Source organism: Micromonospora sp. NPDC048835 (assembly GCF_040649995.1).
In the GTDB taxonomy this organism is placed as follows: Bacteria; Actinomycetota; Actinomycetes; order Mycobacteriales; family Micromonosporaceae; genus Micromonospora.
This window is the reverse complement of record NZ_JBEZGM010000009.1, coordinates 104964-124900: the sequence shown is the minus strand read 5'-3', so window position 1 is coordinate 124900 and position 19937 is coordinate 104964. Positions and strand designations below refer to the sequence as shown.

The following is a 19937-nucleotide window of genomic DNA, read 5'->3' as shown; positions in this document are numbered from 1 at the left end:
CCTGGCCCTGGCGGTGCGAACCGCCGTGGGCCGGGTATCTGGCGGACATGACCGACCTCTACCCGCCCGCCGACGACCGCGAACTGCTGCGCCAGGCGGCTGCCGCGCACACCGCCGCCACCCGCGCGGTGGAGGCGTTCCTGCGCCGCCTGCCGACGGTGCCAGACCCGGCCGATGTGACCGAGTACGCGAACCTGCTCAGTCGGGAGGACCAGACCCGCGGCGACCGGGACGCCGCCGCCGACGCGGCGGGTCTGACCATCGGCAGCCTGGAGCCCGACCAGGGTCAGTAGTACGCCGCGACGGTGCCGTCCCGGACCGGGGCGGCACCGTCGTGGGTTGCCTCGCTCAGCGTTCGACGAGCGGGTCGTGACCGAGGTCCAGCAGGGAGTGGCGCCAGGTGTCGTCGGCGTTGCCGCGCGACGGCTTGGCGTCCATCAGCTCGCGGATCCGCTCGACCGCCTCCCGCATCACCTCGATGTCCTCCGGGGTGAGGTCCACCTTGCGCTTGTTGAGCACCTTGAGGATCTCCCGACCCGGTTGGGGCAGGTCGAGGTTCGGGTTGGGGCTGAACGACTCCTCCCCCGAACCCCGGGTCAACAGCCAGGTCCGCAGCTGCTCCGACGGGACGTTGACCTCGGCGTGGAAGTCCTCCCAGAGCACTTCCACCTCGGGGTCGAGCCGCGCTTCGCGTACCATCAGGTCTCCTCTCGCCGGCGGTGCCCGGACGTCTCCGGGTCGTCCTCCTGGTCGGTCTTCGGATGCAGGCCCTCCGCGGGCACCCGGGTGCGGCGGGGGTTGGCGGTGGGCGACGCCAGGATCGGGTCGGGATGGTCGTCCTCGTCCCGGTTCTTCGCGGGCTCCGCGGGCTCGTGCGGGTCCTCGTGGTCGTCCTGTCGCGCCGACCCGCTCATCGCGGGTGGGTGGTCGTGGCGGCGGTGTACCCCCGCTCGCCGGCGGCCACGTCGAAGGTGAGCGCGCCGTCGCGGACGTCCACCGTGACCTTCTGCCCCGGCGAGATCGCCGACTCCAGCAGCATCCGGGACAGGTGGTTGTCGACCTCCCGCTGGATCACCCGACGCAGCGGGCGGGCGCCGAACTCGGGCTGGTAGCCGTGCTCGGCGAGCCAGTCGATGCCGGCGGTGGTGAACTCCACCTGGAGGTCCTGGGCGTGCATGCGGCGGCGGGTCTCCTCCAGCAGCAGCGCGGTGATGTCGCGCAGCTGCTCGGCCTCCAGCCGACGGAAGATGATGATCTCGTCGATGCGGTTGAGGAACTCCGGGCGGAAGTTCTCCTGCAGGCGGCGCATGAGCCGCTCCCGCAGCTCGTTGCTCTCCTGCTCGCTGCCCACGTCGCCGGTGCCGAAGCCGACCGAGCGCTGGGCGCCGGTGATCAGCTCGGAGCCGAGGTTGCTCGTCATGATCAGTACGGTGTTCTTGAAGTTCACCGTGCGGCCCTGGCTGTCGGTGAGCCGCCCGTCGTCGAGCACCTGGAGCAGGATGTTGAACACGTCCGGGTGGGCCTTCTCGATCTCGTCGAGCAGCACCACCGCGTACGGGCGGCGGCGGACCGCCTCGGTGAGCTGACCGGCCTCCTCGTAGCCGACGTATCCGGGCGGCGCGCCGACCAGCCGGCTGACCGTGTGCCGCTCCTGGAACTCGCTCATGTCCACCCGGACCATCCGGTCCGCCTCGCCGAACAACGCCTCGGCCAGGGCGCGCGCCAACTCGGTCTTGCCGACACCGGTCGGGCCGAGGAACAGGAAGCTGCCCATCGGCCGCTCCGGGTCGGCCAGCCCGGCCCGGGAGCGACGGACCGCCTCGGCGACGGCGGTGACCGCGTCGTCCTGGCCGACCACCTTCTGGTGCAGGTGACCCTCCAGGCGCAGCAGCCGGTCGCGTTCCTCCTCGGTGAGCTGGCTGACCGGGATGCCGGTGGCCCGGGAGACCACCTCGGCGATCTCCTGCGGCCCCACCTCGGGCACCTGGGAGCTGGACGAGCCGTCCTCACCGTTGGCGCGTCGGATGTCCCCCTCCAGCTCGGCGATCCGGTCCCGCAGCGCGGAGGCCCGCTCGTACTGCTCGTCGGTGACGGCCTGTTCCTTGTCCCGGCGTACCTCGTCGAGTTCCTGCTCCAGCTCCCGCACATCGGACGCGGGGGTACGGGTGCGCAACCGCACCCGGGCGCCGGCCTGGTCGATGAGGTCGATCGCCTTGTCCGGCAGGAACCGGTCGGTGACGTACCGGTCGGACAGCTCGGCGGCGGCGACGAGCGCCTCGTCGGTGAAGCGCACCTGGTGGTGGGCCTCGTACCTGTCGCGCAGCCCGCGCAGGATGGCGATGGTGTCGTCGACGCCGGGCTCGGGCACCAGCACCGGCTGGAACCGCCGGGCCAGGGCGGCGTCCTTCTCGATGCTCTTGCGGTACTCGTCGAGCGTCGTCGCGCCGATCACCCGCAACTCGCCCCGGGCGAGGGCGGGTTTGAGCATGTTGGAGGCGTCCATTCCGCCCTCGCTGCCGGCGCCACCGGCACCGACCAGGGTGTGGATCTCGTCCATGAAGATGATCAGCTCGTCGCGGTGGGCCCGGATCTCGTCGATCACCTTCTTCAGCCGCTCCTCGAAGTCGCCTCGGTAGCGGGTGCCGGCGACCAGGCCGGCCAGGTCGAGCTGGACGACCCGCTTGCCGAGCAGGGTCTGCGGTACGTCGCCGTCGCAGATCCGTTCGGCCAATCCCTCGACGATGGCGGTCTTGCCGACACCGGCCTCGCCGATCAGCACCGGGTTGTTCTTGGTACGTCGGGAGAGGATCTCCACGGCCTGCTCGATCTCGTCGGCGCGTCCGATCACCGGGTCGATCTGGTCGTTGCGCGCCAGGTCGGTGAGGTCCTGCCCGTACTGGTCGAGGGTGGGGGTGCCACGGTCCGGCTTCGGCCCGTTCATCGGCCCCCGCTCGGCGTTGGCGGCCTGCAACGACTCGGGTTGGATCCGGCCGGCGGCGAGCATCCGCCCGGCCGGCGACTCCGGGTTGAGCGGCAGCGCCATCAGGATGTGCTCGGGGCCGATGTAGTTGGCGCCCATCGCCCGGGACAACTGGTGGGCGTCGAGCAGCGCCCGCTTGGCGGCGGGGGTCAACGACAGGTTGGGCGGCACCTCCCCGCGCGGCGCGCCGTCGCCCTTGCCGCCGAGGGCGTTGAGCAGGGTGTCCGGGTCGGCCCCGGCCCGGCGGACCAGGTCGCGCAGCGGTTCCCGTTGCAGCGCCGCCCAGAGCAGGTGGTCGGTGTCCAGGTCGCTGCTCTGCCGTTGCGCCGCCCTCCGGGCCGCGTCGGCCAGCATCTCCCGGGCGTCGGCCGTCATCAGTCGGGTGATGTCGACCCGGTGCGGCGGTCGGCGCCCTCCCTCGCCCCGGCCGAAGTACCTGGCCAGGAATTCGTCCCACGGGTCGGAGCCGATGTCACCGGGTCCCATCATGTCTGTCCTCCGCGGTAGGGCTCGGCACGGTCGGCAGGGGCTACCCGGCGCGCGCCCCGACAAACGCCGCAGGTGACGGAGCACCGGCATTCCGGGAGTGGCGTCCGGCCGGGGCCGGCCCGTGGTGGCAGGCTTGCGGGATGGATGAGACCCCGTTGCTGATCGTGGATGGCGCCAACGTGGTGGGCTCCCGCCCGAACGGTTGGTGGCGGGACCGGGCCGGGGCCGCGGCCCGGTTGCGCGACTCGCTCGCACCGGTGGCGACCGTCGGGTTGCCGGCCCGGCTGCCCGCCCCGGTGGAGGTGGTCCTGGTGGTGGAGGGGGCCGCGCGGGACGTGCCGGGCACCGAGGGCGTGCGGGTGGTCTCCGCCGCCGGCTCCGGCGACGACACGGTGGTCGAGCTGGTGGAGGGCGCGCCGCGCCGGCGTCGGCTGGTGGTCACCGCCGACCGGGAGTTGCGCGGGCGGGTGACGGCGCTGGGCGCCGAGGTGTACGGCCCGCGCTGGCTCCGCGAGGACCCGACCAGCAACTGAGAAATTCTCGCAGTGGGACTCCCACACATCGGACTCCCCGCACTTCCGAGGGCCTTCCGGACAGGCGGGCAGGAACACCGACAGGGCGGATGTTCTTTCGGAACCACCGATAGGCTCTAATGGAGATCTCCCCGCCCCCAGGAGGTTCCGCCGTGGCGAGCGTCGCCGAGTTGAAGGCTGCCATCGATGTCGCCCTCCAACAGATCGGGGACGGGCAGACAGCCGTGCAGGCAGCCGGCGAGAAGTTGTCCGAGGCACAGCAGACCCTGGCCGGGGCGCTGGAGGGCAGCGGGCACGAGACGGTGGAGGCGGCCCAGGCGTCGCTGACCCAGGCCAGCCAGGAGCTGGAGGAGTGTCTCGCCGCGACACTTGTCGCGGTGGAGCAGGCGCAGCTCTACGTCGCCACCCTGTAGGCCGCCATGTCCATCATCGAGGATGTCGGCGGGCAGGTCCGTGCCGCCACCGAGGAGTTCCCGGTGGCCCTGCTCGGGCAGGCGCTGGAGAAGTTCGGCCTCGCCGCGGAGCGGCTGCGCTGGGTACGGCAGGAGTCGGCCAACCCGATGGGGGTGCCCGAGCTGTCCGCCGCCACCGAGCACGCCGAGAGCGCCGGCTACGCGCTGCGGGTGGCACAGGAACAACTGTCGGCGTACCTGACGGCGATCGGGCTCGGCGCGGACGGCGCCCCGGCGCCGCGCCCGGAGCAACGCGCTCCCAGGCACGACACACCACCGGCGTCCGAGCCCACCGCCGTCGCGCCGGAGCCGGCCGAGCAGGTGCGGATGCGCCGCTGGTGGTCGGTGCGGGTGGCCGAGCTGACCGGCGGGCGCGAGAGCAGCGACGACGAGCCCGACGAACGGCTTGCCGACTCCCAGGAGTTGCTGCGCCGGGTGGTGGGTGGGGTCCGCTCCGGCGACCGCGACCGGCTGCGCAAGGAGCTGCGCCGGGCCCCGGCCGACGTGGGGTTGGGCATGGCCGCGCTGGCACCACCGCTGCTGCGCGAGCTGGCCGGCGAGCTGCTGGGGCACCCGCCCCGCGCCACCGACCTCGGGCGGCTGCGCGGCGAGTTGGACGGTCGGGTCCGCGACCTGCTGCCCGGGCTGCCGCCGCCGGTGCTGGAGACGCTGCTGACCCGGGTGTGCCGGATGCCGCCGCCGCGCACCTCCGGTGAGCCACCGCACGCCGCCGACTCCGCGGTCACCGCCGGGGTGGCGACCGCGTTGCTGCTCGCCCGCCTCGGCCGGGACCTGCCGGCCGCCGGCGCGAACGAACCGGCGGGCGGGAAAGCACCGGCGGCCGCCGGGCAGCGAGGCGACGCGGGGCAGCCTACGCGGGACGGACGGCCGGCGGGCGCGCAGCAACCGGGCGGGACCGGGCGGCCGGCGGGCGCGGTTCCCCGCGCCGGCGGTGCCGTGCCGCGGCCGGGCACGCCCGCCGCGCAGCGCTCCGGAGGGCTGCCGCGCCCGGATGGGCCGACGACACGCCCCGGTGGGCTGCCGCCACCACGCACGGGCAGCCCCTGGCGGGACGCGCCGACGCGTCGGGGCTCCGATGGCTGACCGGCGCGGTCAGCTGGCCAGCCGGGCCCGGGACACCCTCGCCGAGGCGTTGGGTGCCACCCGTACCCGGCTGTCCGCCGCCCAGGCCGACCTGACCGCCGCGCGGGAGCGACTGGCCCGGGTCCAGCGGGCCGCGGCCGCCGTACCGGAGCGGGTGGGCGCCCAACGGGACCGCCGCGTCGCCGAGATCGACGCCCGCTACTCCGCCCGGATCGCGGAGCTGGCCCGCCGCGCCGCCGACGCGGCCCGGAACGAGGCGCCCGGCTGCGCGGGGGCCGACTGGGCGCGGTGGGCGCCGACGCCCGCCCACCGGGCCGAGCCGCCCGGTGCGCTGCGGGTAGGCACGGTCCGGATCGACGGCGTCGACCCGGTGCCCGCGCTGGTGCCGCTGCTCGACGCCGGGCACGTCCACCTCTCCGGCGACGACCGCGCCGGCTGCGACGCGGTGGTCTCCGCGTTGCTGCTGCGGGCCGTCGGCCGCGCCGACCCCGGTGCGGTACGACTGGTCGGGTACGACCCGGACCAGCTCGGCGGCGGGCTCGCCGGGTTCGCCCCGCTGGGCACGGCCGGGCTGCTCACCTTCGTCGGCCCCGGCGGGCTGGGCCCGCTCCTCGACGACCTGGTCGAACAGATCCGCCGGATCAACGAGACGGTCCTCGCCGGCGAGTACGCGTCGCTGCGCGAACTGGCGGCGGCGACCGGCCGGCGACCCGAGCCGTGGCGGGTGGCGGTGCTGCTCGGTGGTGAGGAGCTGAACCGGCACGAGCGCGGCCAACTCGACCGGGTGGTGCGGGCCGGCGCGGCCTGCGGCGTACACCTGGTGGTGCATGGTGTGCCGTTGCCGGAGGACCCGACGGTGACCCGGGTGGTGGCCGGGGTGGGTGGCGCGCGCATCGGCGGAGCGTCCGGCCTGCCGATCCGGCTGGATCCGCCGCCGCCGGCCGTGCTGGTCACCGAGACCTGCCGGGACGTCGCCGCCCGGGTGAACGCGGGCCCGCCGCCGACCCCCTTCGACGACCTGCTGCCGCCGCCCGAGCTGATGTGGCGGGAGGGCTCCGCCGACGGGCTGACCGCCCCGATCGGAGAGGGGCCGCAGGGCCGGCCGGTGCGGTTGACGCTCGGTGACTACCCACCGCACGCGCTGATCGGCGGGCCGTCCGGCACCGGCAAGACCAACCTGATCTTCGCGTGGATCGGCGCCCTGGCCGCCCGCTACTCCCCCGCCGAGCTGGAGTTCTACCTGCTCGACTTCAAGGAGGGGGTCTCCTTCGCGCGGTTCGCGCAGGGCCGGCGCGACCCGAGCTGGCTGCCGCACATGCGCCTGGTCGGCATCAACGTCAACACCGACCGCGAGTTCGGCTTGGCGCTGCTGCGCTTCCTCACCGAGGAGTTACGTCGGCGCGCGGACGCGGCCAAGAAGCACGAGGTGACCAAGCTGGCCGAGCTGCGGGCGGTCGACCCGACCGGGCACTGGCCACGGATCGTCGCGGTGGTGGACGAGTTCCAGATGTTGCTGGCCGGCCGGGACGTGGTCGCCCGGGAGGCGGCCGACCTGTTGGAGGACCTGGCCCGCCGCGGCCGGTCCCAGGGCATCCACCTCGTCCTCGCCTCGCAGGACGTGCGGGGCATCGAGGCGCTGTGGGGCCGGCCCGCGCTCGTCGCCCAGTTCACCCTGCGCATCGCGTTGCCCAAGGCGCTGCGCATCCTCGCCGAGCGCAACGACGCGGCGCAGTCGCTGCCGCGCTGGCACGCGGTGGTCAACGCCGAGTCGGGCATGGTGGAGGGCAACGAGGTCGCCCGCATCCCCTCGGCGAGCGACTGGGAGACCTGGAGCGGGTTGCAGCACCGGCTGTGGCGGATGCGCGCCCCCGACGCGGCACCCGCCCGGCTCTTCGACGGCGACGCGATCCCCCGGCTGGCGGACGCCCCGGACTTCCGGGCGCTCGCCGTACCCCCGGACGGGACCGCGCCGCGCAACCCGGTGGCGCTGCTCGGCGAGATCATCGACGTGCAGTCCCGCTCGGCGGCGCTGCGGCTGCCGCGCGCCCCGGGCCGCAACCTCGCGGTGCTCGGCACCCGCGTCGACGAGGCGTGCGCGGTGCTGGACGCGGCGGCCCGGTCGCTGGCCCGCCAGCACCCACCGGGCACCGCCCGGTTCTCCATCGCCTGCCTCGACCCGGACGCCGACCCGATCGCCCGCGCCCTCTACGACGACCTGGCCGACGACGCCGCCTGGTACGACGAGGAGACCGTCGGTGAGCTGATGGCCGAGACGGCCGACGGGCTGGGCGGCCCGGCAGCTCCGCACTACCTGCTGCTGTTCGCCGTCGACGCGGCGGCGGGTGCGCTGGCCGCCCGGGTGGGTCGGCGTACCGGCCTGGAGCAGCTGCGCCGGATCATGCACGACGGGCCGGAACGGCGCACGCACGTGCTGGCCTGGTGGCGCGGCGTGGCCCGGATGCGCGCCGACCTCGGCGGGCCGGGCGCCCGCACCGACCAGATCGGCGCCTGGGTGGCCCTGGACGCGCACGGCGACGAGCTGGGCTCCTCGCTCTACCCGGGCACCGGCGGCCCGGACTGGTATCCCCGCCCCTGGCGGGGGCTCTTCTTCGACCGGGCGGTCCACCGCACCGGACAGGTGATCATCCCGTATGGACCGACACGATGAACGAACCGGTGACGAGCGAGACGTACGCGGCACAGCTTCGGCGGCTGGCCGACCTCACCGCGCGGGTGCGCGAGCAGCGCGCCGAGGCGCACACCTGGCACGAGCGACAGTGCGCTGCCGCCGAGCGGGCCGTCGCCGAGGCGACCGACCAGCTCCAAAGCGCCGAGGAGGAGCTCGACGCCGCCCGTGAGCAGCAGGAACGGGTCGACGCCGAGGTGGCCCACCTGTGGCAGCAGGTCCGCTCACGCCTCGGTGCCCGCCGCCTCGGCGGCCCGCCCACCCCGGCGAACGGGGTCGGTGCCACCGACCCGGTGCCGCTGCTCGCCAAGGTCCGGGACCTCCTGGACCGGGCCGGGCAGCCGGGCGAGTTGCCAAGCTCGGTCAACCCGCTGCTAGCGCTCTGCGGAGTGGCCGGCGCCGTGCTGGCGTACGGGCTGGGAGCTGGGGCGAGGGCGTTGGGCACCGGGTACGGCGGTGACCTGGCGGTCGGACTGCCGGTGCTGGCGCTCGTGGTGACGCTGCTCGGGCCCCTGGTCGGGCTGGCGCCGGCCCGGGTGCTGGCCGACCGCCGGCACGCGGTGCTCGGGCCTCGGCCGATCACCGTGGTGATCGGCGCGGGCCTGCTGACCACCGTGCTGCTGCTGGCGCTCGGCCGCTGACCCCGGGCGCGGGCGGCCCGCCGGGCGCGGGCGGCTTGATCGACTCGGTTTCCTGAAAACCGCGCTGTCCAAGTCTCCCGGACACCGCGACTTCCTGAAAACCGAGTCGATCACCGCCGACCGGCCGGTCACCGCCGGCCCGCCGATCAGGCCGGGCCGGTCGCCCCGCCGGCCTCAGGCCGGGACGAGGACGGCCTCGCGGAGCAACCGGCGGGCCAGGGTGATTCGGTCGGCGTCGTCGGGCAGGCCGGGCAGGTCACCGACCCGGGTGACGGCTCCGGTGAGCAGCGCGCGGGCGGCCGGTTCGCAGCTCACCGGAAGGGTGATGGTGCGGTCGAAGAGCCGCAGCGCCACCATGTCCGAATCGTGCGGCACGAGCTGCCACCGCAGGCCCGCCCGCAGGGTGAGCCGGGAGTCGGCGTCCAGGGTGGTCAGCGCGTCGGCCTGGGCGAGCGGGCGGATCGGCGCCGGGCGGGCGGCCGGCCAGGCACGCTGGCGCAGCCGCGCGGCGACCGCGCCCGGGTCGGCGCGCAGCAGCCAGTCCCGCAACGCCTCCACCGTCTCGGTCAGCTCCGGCTCGATGGCGTCCGCGTCGGCGACGTCGGTGCCGAACGGCAGGCTGGCCCGCAGCCGTTGGTCCTCGGCGGACAGCGCCAACAACTCCTCGACCAGCGCGTACCGGGTGAGCGCGCGGATGCCCACGGTCAGGTGCAGGGAGCTGGCGTCCTGCGCCTGCGCGCTGTGCAGCCACCCTCTCGGCAGATAGAGCGCGTCACCGGGGGCGAGCACCACGTCCAGCGCGGCCGGACCCTGGGCGGTGGCGCCGACCTCGTCGGCCCGGCCACCCCACGGCTGCTTCTCCAGCGGGTCGGGCAGCACCGGCGGGTGGATCCGCCAGTGTTTGCGCCCGTCGACCTGGAGCACGAACACGTCATGGGTGTCGTAGTGGGTGGCGAAGCCCTGGCTGCCCGCCGGGGTCAGGTACGCGTTGATCTGCAGTGGCTGGTTGAGCGCGAGGCCCAGGTCGCGGGCGAAGTCGACGAGCGGCGGCCAGATCCGGTGCAGACCCTGCAACACCAGCGTGGCCCCGGACGCGTACTGCTCCAGGACCCGCTCGTCGAGCACCTGGTCGCCGATCTCGGCGCCCGCGCCGCCACCGCCGGTCCAGCGCGCCGCCGCGACCAACTGGCCGTCCTTGGCGACCCGCAGGAACGGGGTACGCAGACCGCGCCGACTCAGCAGCTCGTCGGCGTCGGCGGGGCTGAGCAGGTCGGTGAAGCCGGTCGGGTCGGGCAGGTCGGCGGCGCGGGACAGCAGCGGCGTGTGCCCCCAGTGCGCGGCGGCGAACTTGGCCGGTTCGACCGAGACGCAGCGGGCCAACGCGGCGGTGGCCTCGGCGGACGGAACCGCCGGGCGGCCGTGGTGGCCGCCCGGCGGGTCGAGGTGGGTCATGATGTGCCGCTACCGGGCGCTGCCGTCGGCGCCACCGTCCTGCTGACCGGGAGTGGCACCACCGTCGGCCGGGCCCTCCGCGCCACCGTCGGCGCCACCGTCGTGTTGACCCGGAGTGGCACCACCGTCGGCCGGGCCCTCCGCGCCACCGTCGGCGCCACCGTCGTGCTGACCGGGGGTCGCGCCACCGTCGGCGGGGCCCTCCGCGCTGCCATCGGCGCCACCGTCGTGCTGACCGGGGGTCGCGCCACCGTCAGCCGGGCCCTCCACGCCGCCGCCGCCGGTGGTCTGCATGTCGTCATCGTTGAGTGCCATCGGTACTCCCTCGGGTGTGCCGCCCCCGCCGTACGCCGGGGTCCGTCGTGCTGCGGGTGGTACCCCACGCGCGATCTTCTCTAACCCTCACCGTAGACGCCGAACCGGGGCGACACGGGCAGTTCGCGAGCGGCGGCGAGGCTGCCTGCCGGCCAAGCCCCACCCCACGCCCAAGATCCTCACAACATCGGGGATGTTGCTGCCTCAAACGCGCGGGAGGCAGCAACATCCCCGATGTTGCTCGGATCTTGACGACGAGGCACCCGACGCGGGCTGGCGACGACTGAGCCCGCCCGACGCGGGGTCGGGCGGGCTCTCCATGTCGGGCCGTCACGGCATCATCATGGCGAGATCCTTGGGCATGGTCTGCTTCACGTCCTGCCACTCGCCCTGGGTGACATGGCGGCGCAGCGTGTCGAGCACCACCCGCGTCACCCGTTCCGCGCCGCCCTCCGCGTCGTACGGAAATCCCTGCCGGACCTCGTACAGGAAGTCGTCGCGGTTGAGCTTGATCGGCACGTCGGACGGGACCCAACCGTCGAAGTAGATCCCCCGCACCAGCACCGGCAACTGCTGGGCGAACTCCACGCTCTCGTCCACCGGCAGCCGGTCGCGCAGCAGGTGCAGCACCGTGCGCAGGGCCGCGTACGACTGGTTGCGCCGTTCCTTCGGCCACCCGTACGCGTCCTCGATGTCCTTGAGGATGAGGTTCGTCTTGTCCAGCGAGGACTCGAACGCCGAGATCATCGCGTCAGCCATCGGTCGACCCCCGTTCCGTGCTGTCCCACCGCCGGTCGTCCGCGCGGCGCGGCGGTCCGACCGGGCCACGACGGGCCCGTACCGGGCTGCCCTGCGGGGCACGTCGGGCGTTGTCGGTGGTGCCTACCACCTTCAGGACGGCACCACGCCGCCGATCCGTCACCACTCGAACCGTCATCCCCGTCACCTCCGTGTCGTCTCCGGCGTCGGCCGTCCACGCAGGCGGCCGTACCCACCGCGTCCACCCTCCCCGCGGGTGGGGTGAGGGGGCACCACCCCGATCGGGTGAGGTCGGTCAGTCCGTGCCGAGCAGCCCGGCGAGGGTCGTCGCGTTGGTCTGCGCGTAGTCGCGGTAGCAGTTGTTCATGAGCACGTGGGTCTGGCCGGCCTGGTCGGCCAGTTCGCGCAGCTTCGGCGCCCAGTCGGCCAACTCCCGCTTGGAGTAGTGGTAGCCGAACTTCTCGTGGATGTCCTTGCTTGTCCACTTGTCGCTGTGCCCGTGGAAACGCATGACCGCGAGGTCCGCGGTGGCGGCCAGCACCGGGGGCAGCGACGAGCGGTGACCCTGCGGCATGTCCACGCAGACGTACGGCAGGTTGTGCTCGCGCAGGAAGGCAAGGGTCTCGTCGGCGTTGTCGCCGTCGAACCAGGAGGCGTGCCGGAACTCGTAGACCGGGCGTAGCGGCGCGCAGCGCTTCGCCACCTCCAGCAGGTACTGCTTGTTGGCCCGCTTGATGGTGAACCAGGGCGGGAACTGGAACAGCAGCGCGCCCAGCTTGCCGGCCTCGACAAGCGGGTCCAGGGCGGACAGGAAGCGCGTCCACACCTCCTCGTACGCCTCCGCAGGCAGGTCGTCGGGGTAGACGTTCTTCTTGTCGGTCTCCGGGCGCAGGTCCTTGTAGAGCGCGCTGACCCGGGTGGGGTGCCCGGTCAGCAGGCTGAACGCCTTGACGTTGAAGGTGAAGCCGGCCGGGGTGCGCTCGGCCCACAGCCGTGCGGTCGCCTCGGCGGGTGGCGAGTAGTAGGTGGCGTCCACCTCGACCAGCGGAAACTGCCGGGCGTAGTAGACCAGCCGCTTCTCCGGGGTGTCCGCGGTCTGCGGGTACCACCCCGAGTCCAGCACTGTGCGGTCGGTCCAGGACGCGGTGCCCACCAGGATGTCACCCATGGGTGAAGTCCATCGCGCCCGGAACCGACCGGCAACCGCTGGGGTGGCTCAGGCCGCCCGCCGCTCGCGGGTCTGCTTGCACGTCACGCAGGTGGTGGCGGACGGAAAGATTTCCAACCGCTCCACCGGGATCGCCGCCGAGCAGCCCTCGCACCAGCCGTAGGTGCCCTCCTCGAGCCGGCCGAGGGCGTGCTCGTACTGGGCGCGGCGGTCGAGGATGGTGCGCAACAGCGACTGGGCGGTGTCCCGTTCGGCCGTCTTGGTGCCGCTGTCGGCCTGGTCGTCGCCGGCGGTGTCGCCGACCTCCACCAGCCGGAGCACCTGGCTCTGCAGCAGCGCCTGGTCGTACTCCGCGGTCAGCTCGTCGTAGCGCGCCTGGAGCGACTGACGGATCTGGTCGATCTCCGTCTGGGACCGGGTCGTACCGACCGTGTCGTGGACGAGCATCGCTGCCTGCCTTTCCTAAGCCTGTGGCTCACGGTGAACCGGGTGCCGGCGGCGCGGAGCCCCGGTCACGGTCGCGTTCGGTACGCGGGCGATCACCCGCGCTCTGTGAGCCGGGCGAGTACCCGCCGGATCAGCGGTGCAAACCGACAATTTTTCGGGTGTGCTCAGCCGTTTTCGCCGGGCTCCACGAGCGCTGGTCGACGGGGGTCGTCGGCGCGTACCACCACGTCGGCGAAGCTCGCCGGGACGACCTCCTCGGCGTACCTGTCGAAGGCCGGCAGCACCCACCGCTGGGCCGGGTCGGTACGTCGGCGCAGCGCCGCCGGGGACAGCTCCAGGTGGACGGTGACGTCGAAGGGCAGACCGCCGCCGAGCAGCAGTGAGCCGCTGACCAGGACGACGCCGCCGGGTGCGAGGTCGACGTAGCGGGCGCGGCTGGCCCGGTCGGCGCCGGCGTCCCAGAGCGACGGGAGGAGCCGGCCGGTGCCGCCCGGGCCGGCCGGGTCGAGCACCTCCCGGCGCAGCCCGGCCTCGTCGACCCAGGCCTCGTAGAAGGAGTCCGGGTTGGTGCGGCCGAGTTCGTAGCGCAGCGACGCGGGGCGGAGGAAGTCGGTGCTACGGACGTGCAGCACCGGGCGGCCCTGGGCGCGCAGCGGGTCGACGAGCGCTGCGGCCAGGTCGTCGGCGCCGGCGGCCGGGGCGCCGTCCAGCGCCACCCGTAGCCGGGCGGGCCCGGCGGTGGAGGTCGCGGCCCGGGTCGCCGCGTCGGCCAGCCGGCCGGTCAGCTCGGTGACGAGCAGGTCGGGCGAGATGGGACGGATGCGCACCCGACCCATCCTGCCCCGGGCCGGGCGGGTCGGTGCCGTCGGTCAGCCGCTGCGGTCGATGGTGACCCGGGCGTCGTCGGCCAGCCGGTAGCCCACCCCGTAGACGGTGGTGACGAGCGGGACGTCCACGCCGACCTTGCCGCGCAGCCGACGCACGTGCACGTCGACGGTACGCACGCCGGCGTGCTCGTAGCCCCATACGGCGTTGAGCAGTTGCAGCCGGGTGAACACCCGGCGCGGGTGGGCGACCAGGTGCAGCAGCAGGTCGAACTCCAGCCGGGTCAGCGGCAACGGCTCCTCGTCGCGCAGCACCGACCGCGACGAGGCGAGGATGTGCAGGGCCGGGATGGTCGAGCTGATCGGGCGCCCCGGTGACCGTCCGGCGGGCGCCGGGTCGGGCCGACGTTCGGTCGGGACCGACCCGATGATCACACCTTCGCCCCGCTCGAGCATCTCGCGAGCGGCCTCCAACAACCGACGCGCCGCCGGGGTCAGCGACTCCTCACAGGCCAGCGGGATGGACAGCGTCACGGTGAGCACGGGCGCGGCGGTGTTCGCCGGGCGACGCTGGCCGCCGGGAGGTCGACCGGGCACCGCGGGTTGGGACGTATGCCATCCGGCGCGCGACGAGGCGGGGCTGACCGACATGGTCCTCCTTGGGCTGGTCCGGGTATCTCCCCACGGCCCGGGACGCCGCTTCATCGATGCTTCCCGGCGCCTGGGCGAGGGTCAAGAGGCGGCTGCGTTGCATGAATGTGACAATTGACGAACACATCGGAGCCGAATGCTCGCTCTGCGTACGAGGCCTGATGATTACAGCAGAGTCGTCGGGATGCCCCGGTACGGGGGTCCCCGACCGGTCACCAGGCCGGTCACATCACCGCCGGACCGGCGCTCAGCTGCTGTGATCCACGCTGATCGAGGCATCGTCGGCCAGCCGGTAACCGACCCCGTAGACGGTGGTGACCACCTCGGAGTCGGCCAGCTTGGCGCGCAGACGGCGGACGTGCACGTCCACCGTCCGGGCCACCGCGTGCTCGTAGCCCCAGACACTGGAGAGCAGTTGCAGTCGCGTGAAGACCCGACGGGGCCGCTCGGCCAGGAACAGCAGCAGCTCGTACTCGATGCGGGTCAGCGCGACGACCCGGTCGCCCTGGCGCACCATGCGCGAGCCGGCCAGGATGCGGACATGGTCCGCCGGCACGGACGGCTCGGCGGTGGCGGGGAGCGGGGCCGGGCGCGACCCGGACGCGGTGTCCTCCACGGCGCGCAACTGACCCTCCCCCGACTCGGCCAGCTCGCCGAGCAGCTGCACCAGCCGGGCCAGCCGGGGGCTCAGTGGCCCCGGTGCGAGGTCGAGGGTGATGGTCAGGGTCGGGCCGGTGCGCGGACGCGCCGGGCGCATTCCCGGGTGGCGGCGCGTGGGGATGGCGACGACGGACATGGTGCCTCCTGAGTGGCGGTACGACCGCCACGCCGGGTGTGGCGTGACGGTCAGCGGCGCGCCCAGCCGGCGTTGACCGGGGACGCGAGGGGCGAGGGATGGTGCAGTGGGGTCGGGCCGAGGGCCGGCAGGCCGGCGATCCGCCAGGCCGCGAAGCCACCGACCACGTCGGTGGCCCGGTGCAGGCCGACGTCCTGCAACGCGGCGGCGGCCAACGACGAGGTGTAGCCCTCCTGGCAGAGGATCATCACCGGTACGTCGTAGTCGACGGCCTGCGGCAGTCGGGCCGGGCAGCGTGGGTCGAAGCGCCACTCCAGCACGTTGCGCTCGACGATGAGCGAGCCCGGCACCACGCCGTGCGCGGCCCGCTGCGCGGCCGGGCGGATGTCGACGAGCAGCGCCCCGGTCCGGTACGCCAGGTGCGCCCGCTCCGGGTCCAACCGGCGCAGCCGGGCCCGCGCGGCGGCCAGGATCTCGTCGATGCCCCGGGATCCTGGCGGCGGCACGGGGGTGGGACAGTGCTCGGCGGTTATCTGCATCTCGGGTTCCTCTCGGTGACAGGGGATGTCGGAGCGCGCGACTACCAGGACCGGCCGGCCTCGGCGACCTCGGCGACCCGCAGCCGCCCGTCCACGAGGTGGTATCGGGTCATCCGCAGCAGCGCCGGCCGGTAGACGTGCACGCTGACCGCCGGGTCCGCGCCCCGGTTGGTCACCTGGTGCACGTGCCGGGGGCCGAAGCGGCGGCCGGCGCCGGCGGGCAGCAGTCGGGGGTGCAGCCGGCCGGCGCTCACCGTCTCCTCGGTGAGCGCGCCGCTGACGACCCGGAACCCGCCGGAGGACCCTCCGTGGTCGTGCAGGTCGGTGCCCTGTCCGGGCAGCCAGCTCAGCGCCCAGACCTCGTGCTCGTCGTCGGCGGCGAGGCGGGCGTACCAGCGCTCGGCGGGATCGAAGCGCAGCGCGACCGGCCAGTCGGCCGGGTCGGTCCACCGGGCGGCGACGGTGAGCAGGTCGGGCTCCGGACGGTGGTGCGTCATGGCGGTTCCTCGCGGGTCGTTCGGCGGGGTGCTCTCGTACTCTAGACGGCAAAGCCTATAGGTTTAGTAGGTAATTCCGTCTGATGGGACGCGGGGTCAGCCGTTCCGGGTCGACGAGCACAGCACCGCCGGGCCGCTGCGGCTAGCCTGGACCGGTGACCGAGGACCTCGACGCCGAGACGCTGGCATTCGCGCACCGGATGTTCGACCTGGCCCGAGCCGGGTCCACCGAGGAGCTGGCCGCCCAGCTCGACGCCGGCCTGCCGGTCAACCTCACCAACGACAAGGGCGACACGCTGCTCATCCTGGCCGCGTACCACGCCCACCCGGACACGGTGGCCGCCCTGCTCGACCGCGGCGCCGACCACTCCCGGGCCAACGACCGGGGGCAGACCGCGTTGGCCGCGGCGGTCTTCCGCAGCAGCACCGAAGCGGTCCGCGCGCTCCTCGCCGCCGGCGCGGAGCCGGCACACGGCAACCCGTCGGCCGTTGAGACCGCCCAGTTCTTCGACCTGCCGGAGATGACGCTGCTGCTGCGCGTCGGCTGACACCGACGCGGGCCGGCCGGTATACAGGGTCGGTGGAAGATCCCCTGCCGGAGCAGATGCGAGCCGCCGGCACCGCGCTGCTGACCGCGCTCGACCCCGCCGCCCGTGAGAACGCCGTGCACCCGTTCGACGACGAGTCGGCTCGACGCTGGCTGGAGTACCGCCCCCGACCCCGACCGGGCGTCTGCCTCGCCGCGCTCGACGTCACCGCCCGCAAGGCCGCGCACCGGCTGCTGGCCACCGCGCTCAGCCCCTCGGCGTACGCCCAGGCGATGGCGATCATCGCGCTGGAGGAGGTGCTGGACCGGGCCGAGGGTTGGCAGCGCGGGCGGCACAGCGCCGACTACTGGGTGGCCGTGTTCGGCGACCCGGCGCGCGACGACCGCTGGGCGTGGCGGCTCGAAGGGCACCACCTGTCGGTGAACATGACCGTGGTGGACGGTCAGGTCTCCCCCGCGCCGATCTTCTTCGGCGCCAACCCGGCCGCGGTCCGCTACGCCGGCCGGCCGGTCTCGCGCCCCCTCGGCGTCGAGGAAGACCTGGCCCGCGCCCTGCTCGACGCGCTGGGCCCCGCCGAGCGGGCCGCCGCCATCATCGCCGACGAGGCGCCGGCAGACATCATCAGCGCCACCCGTGGCCAGGTCGACGCGCCGCTGGAGCCGCTCGGCGTACCGGCACAGCGACTCGGCCCGACCGGCCGCGCGCTGCTCGACCAGGTGGTCGCCCTCTACCTCGACCGGCTACCGCCCGACCTGGCCATCCGCGAGGCGAGACGCATCGACGGCGGCGAGCTGCACTTCGCCTGGGCCGGCCCGACCCACCCCGGGCGACGGCACTACTACCGGGTCCAGAGCGACGACCTACTGATCGAGTACGACAACACCAGCGCCGACGGCAACCACGCGCACACCGTGTTGCGTCGCCCCGCAAGCGACTTCGGCGCCGACGTCCTGGCAGCCCACCACCAAACCCACCCCCACTAACAATCCTCCGGAACCCCCGCTCCGTCCCCGCCCCCGTGCCCGCGCCCCCGCCCCGCGGCCCCGCGCACCGCCCCCCGCGCCCCGCGCCCCGCGCCCCGTCGATCTTGCAGTTTCGGTGGTCGGTGTGTCCTCAAAGGCGGCTTTTGCGGCGACGGAAAGTGCAAGATCGGCGAATGGTCCGCGGGGCAGGGGCGCATGGTCCGCGGGGAAGATCGGCGAATGGTCCGCGGGGCAAGGGCGCATGGACCCCGGGGCAGGGGCGCTTTAGTCCCCGGGGGCGTCAGGGGCGGGTGGCCTCGATGAGGAAGCGTTGGGCGTGGGCGACGAAGGGGCCTTCCCTGGCGATGCGGTGGTGCAGGGCGTGCAGTGGTGCGCGGTAGTCCTCGACCGTGAAGCCGGGCACCGTCCAGACCACCTTGCGCAGGAACCAGACCACCGCGCCGATGTCGGCGAAGGTCGCCCGCAGGGTGGCCCGACGCAGGTCGACCACCCGCAGGCCGGCGGCTTCGGCGGCGGCCGCCGCGTGCTCGGGGTGCCGCTGGGTCGGCGGCGGCAACGGCCCGAGCATCGCCTCACTCAGCTCCCGCATGGTGCCGGCCCCGATCTGCTGCGACAGGAACGTTCCGCCCGGCCGCAGCACCCGCGCCGTCTGTACCCAGTCGGTACGCACCGGATGCCGACTGACCACCAGGTCGAACGAGGCGTCGCGGAACGGCAGCGGCCCGTCCGGCGCGACCGCCACCACCGATGCGCCGATCCGGCGGAGGGTCCGTCGGGCGACCTCGACGTTCGGCGGCCACGCCTCGGTGGCGGCCAGCAGCTTCGGTGCAGACGGCACCTCAGCGAGCACCTCACCGCCGCCGGTGTCCACGTCCAGTGCCGCGTCGGCGTACGTCATCCGGTCGGCGACGAGCCGGGCGTACCCCCAGGGTGGACGCTCCTCGGTGGCCCGGCCGGCCAGCCAGCCAAAGCCCCAACCATCGACGGGCGCGGCGGCGGCCGCAGCGATCAGGTCCTCGGCGTCACGGTCAACGATCATGGCGGTCAGCCTCGCGGCCGGCTCAACCGGCAGGCAACCGATTTTGTCACCGCCCCGGGCCGGGGCGCCCTGCGACCTACCCCGATGTCCCACGCCGGCACCGTCGGTGCCTGCGACGATCTCAGCCGAGGCCGAGGTCGTGTTCCTCGAGGGCGGCCTGGAGGATTCCGAGTGCCCTGGGGCCCAGGCCGTGCAACTTGGCCAGGTCCGCCCGGGGGACGCCGGCGAGCTGACGCAGCGTGGTGTAGCCAGCGCCGTTCAGGGCCCGGGTGGCGGGCGCACCGATCTTCGGGAGCGCGTCCAGCGACGAGGTCATCCGCAGATGGTAGGCCGAGCAGGGCGGGTCAGGGGCGGGCGATCTCGCCGGTGGAGCCAGCAAGCGCGTCCAGGCCGCCGGTCTCGGCGCGACCGCTGTCGAACTGGCGCATCAGCCGGGCGCCCAGGTGCACGCCGACCCCGCCGACGGCAAGCGCGACCAGCTCCGTCACCAGCATCGCGACCGACGCGCCGCGTTGCGGGGAGTGCGACCGGACCAGGCAGGTGAGCAGGAACATCGCGGCCATCACCGCGTTCACCAGGTTGAAGGCGACCGCGGTACGCCGGGTGCGGTCACCCGGCACGTCCCACAGGTCGACCATCCCGGCCACGGCGGTCAGCGCGGCGGCGACGAGGGCGGCGACCCCGGTCCAGTAGCCGACCTCGCCGAGGAACGCGGGCCCGCCGGCCACGTCGGTGAGGTCGAAGACGGTGGCGCTGACGAAGAGCCCGAGCGGGAACGTCACGAGCATCGGTTGGATCGGGTGCCCCTGCACCTTCAGCCGGCTCTGCATCGGTCCTCCCCCGGGTCGGCGCAGTTCACCTGACCAGAGTGCTACCCGAGGCCGCTCGAGGCGAAACAGTACTGCCCGACTCGCCGCTGACCGGACGAACGGACACCACCGGCCGTGATCGACTCGCGTTTCAGACAACCGCGCGATCCGGGCGGCCGGGACGCCACGCCATCCGGATCGATCCACTCGGCTCTCAGGAAACCG

General features: G+C 73.8%; 24 protein-coding genes. 8 read left to right on the top strand and 16 right to left on the bottom strand.

All coding sequences use genetic code 11. The features are described from left to right. Positions 1-47 precede the first annotated feature (47 nt). Complete coding sequence (locus tag AB0C15_RS13475) at positions 48-293, top strand: hypothetical protein (protein WP_030490930.1); 246 nt, start codon at positions 48-50, stop codon at positions 291-293. 55 nt (positions 294-348) lie between these two features. Here AB0C15_RS13475 and AB0C15_RS13470 read toward each other — a convergent pair whose 3' ends face one another. From AB0C15_RS13470 to AB0C15_RS13460, 3 genes are read right to left on the bottom strand one after another with little or no spacing between them, the layout of a single operon-like run. Further along, positions 349-699, bottom strand: a complete 351-nt coding sequence (locus AB0C15_RS13470) for a DUF3140 domain-containing protein (RefSeq protein WP_357351511.1) — start codon at positions 697-699, stop codon at positions 349-351. Continuing rightward, entirely contained in the window at positions 699-914 is a 216-nt protein-coding gene (locus AB0C15_RS13465; RefSeq protein ID WP_357351509.1) for a hypothetical protein, read from the bottom strand. Before AB0C15_RS13465 ends, AB0C15_RS13470 begins: the two co-directional genes overlap by 1 nt. Next, complete coding sequence (locus AB0C15_RS13460; protein WP_357351507.1) at positions 911-3469, bottom strand: ATP-dependent Clp protease ATP-binding subunit; 2559 nt, start codon at positions 3467-3469, stop codon at positions 911-913. Before AB0C15_RS13460 ends, AB0C15_RS13465 begins: the two co-directional genes overlap by 4 nt. Before the next feature lie 140 nt (positions 3470-3609). Here AB0C15_RS13460 and AB0C15_RS13455 point away from each other — a divergent pair, with 140 nt between their 5' ends. The 5 genes from AB0C15_RS13455 (at position 3610) to AB0C15_RS13435 (ending at position 8885) form a co-directional block, all read left to right on the top strand. Beyond that, the gene (locus AB0C15_RS13455) at positions 3610-4002 is read left to right on the top strand and encodes a hypothetical protein (protein WP_357351505.1); all 393 of its coding nucleotides are present in this window, start codon (positions 3610-3612) and stop codon (positions 4000-4002) included. 152 nt (positions 4003-4154) lie between these two features. Further along, the gene (locus tag AB0C15_RS13450; RefSeq protein ID WP_130400840.1) at positions 4155-4415 is read left to right on the top strand and encodes a hypothetical protein; all 261 of its coding nucleotides are present in this window, start codon (positions 4155-4157) and stop codon (positions 4413-4415) included. 6 nt (positions 4416-4421) lie between these two features. Next, a complete protein-coding gene (locus AB0C15_RS13445) occupies positions 4422-5558 on the top strand; it encodes a hypothetical protein (RefSeq protein WP_357351503.1) in 1137 nt (378 codons plus the stop codon). After that, on the top strand, positions 5551-8226 hold the full coding sequence (locus AB0C15_RS13440; protein ID WP_357351501.1) for an FtsK/SpoIIIE domain-containing protein: 2676 nt from the start codon (positions 5551-5553) through the stop codon (positions 8224-8226). Before AB0C15_RS13445 ends, AB0C15_RS13440 begins: the two co-directional genes overlap by 8 nt. Continuing rightward, complete coding sequence (locus AB0C15_RS13435; protein ID WP_357351499.1) at positions 8223-8885, top strand: hypothetical protein; 663 nt, start codon at positions 8223-8225, stop codon at positions 8883-8885. The genes AB0C15_RS13440 and AB0C15_RS13435 overlap by 4 nt, the downstream gene beginning before the upstream one ends. Before the next feature lie 174 nt (positions 8886-9059). Here AB0C15_RS13435 and AB0C15_RS13430 read toward each other — a convergent pair whose 3' ends face one another. From AB0C15_RS13430 to AB0C15_RS13385, 10 genes are all read right to left on the bottom strand, one after another. After that, entirely contained in the window at positions 9060-10337 is a 1278-nt protein-coding gene (locus AB0C15_RS13430) for a cupin domain-containing protein (protein WP_357351497.1), read from the bottom strand. 9 nt (positions 10338-10346) lie between these two features. After that, positions 10347-10652 carry a hypothetical protein gene (locus tag AB0C15_RS13425; protein WP_357351494.1) on the bottom strand — a complete coding sequence of 102 codons (306 nt, stop codon included), beginning with the start codon at positions 10650-10652 and terminating at the stop codon, positions 10347-10349. Positions 10653-10982: 330 nt separating this feature from the next. Further along, entirely contained in the window at positions 10983-11411 is a 429-nt protein-coding gene (locus AB0C15_RS13420; protein WP_357351492.1) for a DUF2267 domain-containing protein, read from the bottom strand. Positions 11412-11706: 295 nt separating this feature from the next. Beyond that, on the bottom strand, positions 11707-12579 hold the full coding sequence (locus tag AB0C15_RS13415; protein WP_357351490.1) for a DUF72 domain-containing protein: 873 nt from the start codon (positions 12577-12579) through the stop codon (positions 11707-11709). Positions 12580-12627: 48 nt separating this feature from the next. Continuing rightward, complete coding sequence (locus tag AB0C15_RS13410) at positions 12628-13026, bottom strand: TraR/DksA C4-type zinc finger protein (RefSeq protein WP_357351488.1); 399 nt, start codon at positions 13024-13026, stop codon at positions 12628-12630. A gap of 164 nt (positions 13027-13190) precedes the next feature. Then, positions 13191-13853 (bottom strand): uridine kinase, encoded by a 663-nt coding sequence (locus tag AB0C15_RS13405; RefSeq protein ID WP_357351486.1) that lies wholly within the window; start codon positions 13851-13853, stop codon positions 13191-13193. 42 nt (positions 13854-13895) lie between these two features. Next, on the bottom strand, positions 13896-14501 hold the full coding sequence (locus tag AB0C15_RS13400) for a winged helix-turn-helix domain-containing protein (RefSeq protein ID WP_357351485.1): 606 nt from the start codon (positions 14499-14501) through the stop codon (positions 13896-13898). A gap of 247 nt (positions 14502-14748) precedes the next feature. Further along, positions 14749-15297, bottom strand: coding sequence for a winged helix-turn-helix domain-containing protein (locus AB0C15_RS13395; protein ID WP_357351483.1), 549 nt, complete (start codon positions 15295-15297; stop codon positions 14749-14751). A 50-nt stretch (positions 15298-15347) separates the two neighbouring features. After that, positions 15348-15836: a rhodanese-like domain-containing protein gene (locus AB0C15_RS13390; protein ID WP_357351481.1), complete on the bottom strand. Its 489-nt coding sequence runs from the start codon at positions 15834-15836 to the stop codon at positions 15348-15350. 41 nt (positions 15837-15877) lie between these two features. Further along, positions 15878-16333, bottom strand: coding sequence for a cysteine dioxygenase family protein (locus AB0C15_RS13385; RefSeq protein WP_357351479.1), 456 nt, complete (start codon positions 16331-16333; stop codon positions 15878-15880). Between the two features lie 155 nt (positions 16334-16488). On the opposite strand from AB0C15_RS13385, the gene AB0C15_RS13380 reads away from it, so the two are divergent. After that, entirely contained in the window at positions 16489-16881 is a 393-nt protein-coding gene (locus tag AB0C15_RS13380; RefSeq protein WP_357351477.1) for an ankyrin repeat domain-containing protein, read from the top strand. 32 nt (positions 16882-16913) lie between these two features. Beyond that, a complete protein-coding gene (locus tag AB0C15_RS13375; protein WP_357351475.1) occupies positions 16914-17864 on the top strand; it encodes a DUF3500 domain-containing protein in 951 nt (316 codons plus the stop codon). Positions 17865-18144: 280 nt separating this feature from the next. On the opposite strand, the gene AB0C15_RS13370 is transcribed toward AB0C15_RS13375, so the two are convergent. The 3 genes from AB0C15_RS13370 to AB0C15_RS13360 all read right to left on the bottom strand — a co-directional run bounded on the left by AB0C15_RS13370 (position 18145) and on the right by AB0C15_RS13360 (position 19733). Further along, complete coding sequence (locus AB0C15_RS13370; RefSeq protein ID WP_357351473.1) at positions 18145-18903, bottom strand: methyltransferase domain-containing protein; 759 nt, start codon at positions 18901-18903, stop codon at positions 18145-18147. 121 nt (positions 18904-19024) lie between these two features. Next, on the bottom strand, positions 19025-19219 hold the full coding sequence (locus AB0C15_RS13365; RefSeq protein ID WP_357351471.1) for a DNA-binding protein: 195 nt from the start codon (positions 19217-19219) through the stop codon (positions 19025-19027). A 28-nt stretch (positions 19220-19247) separates the two neighbouring features. Next, a complete protein-coding gene (locus AB0C15_RS13360) occupies positions 19248-19733 on the bottom strand; it encodes a DUF2231 domain-containing protein (protein ID WP_357351469.1) in 486 nt (161 codons plus the stop codon). Positions 19734-19937 lie beyond the last annotated feature (204 nt).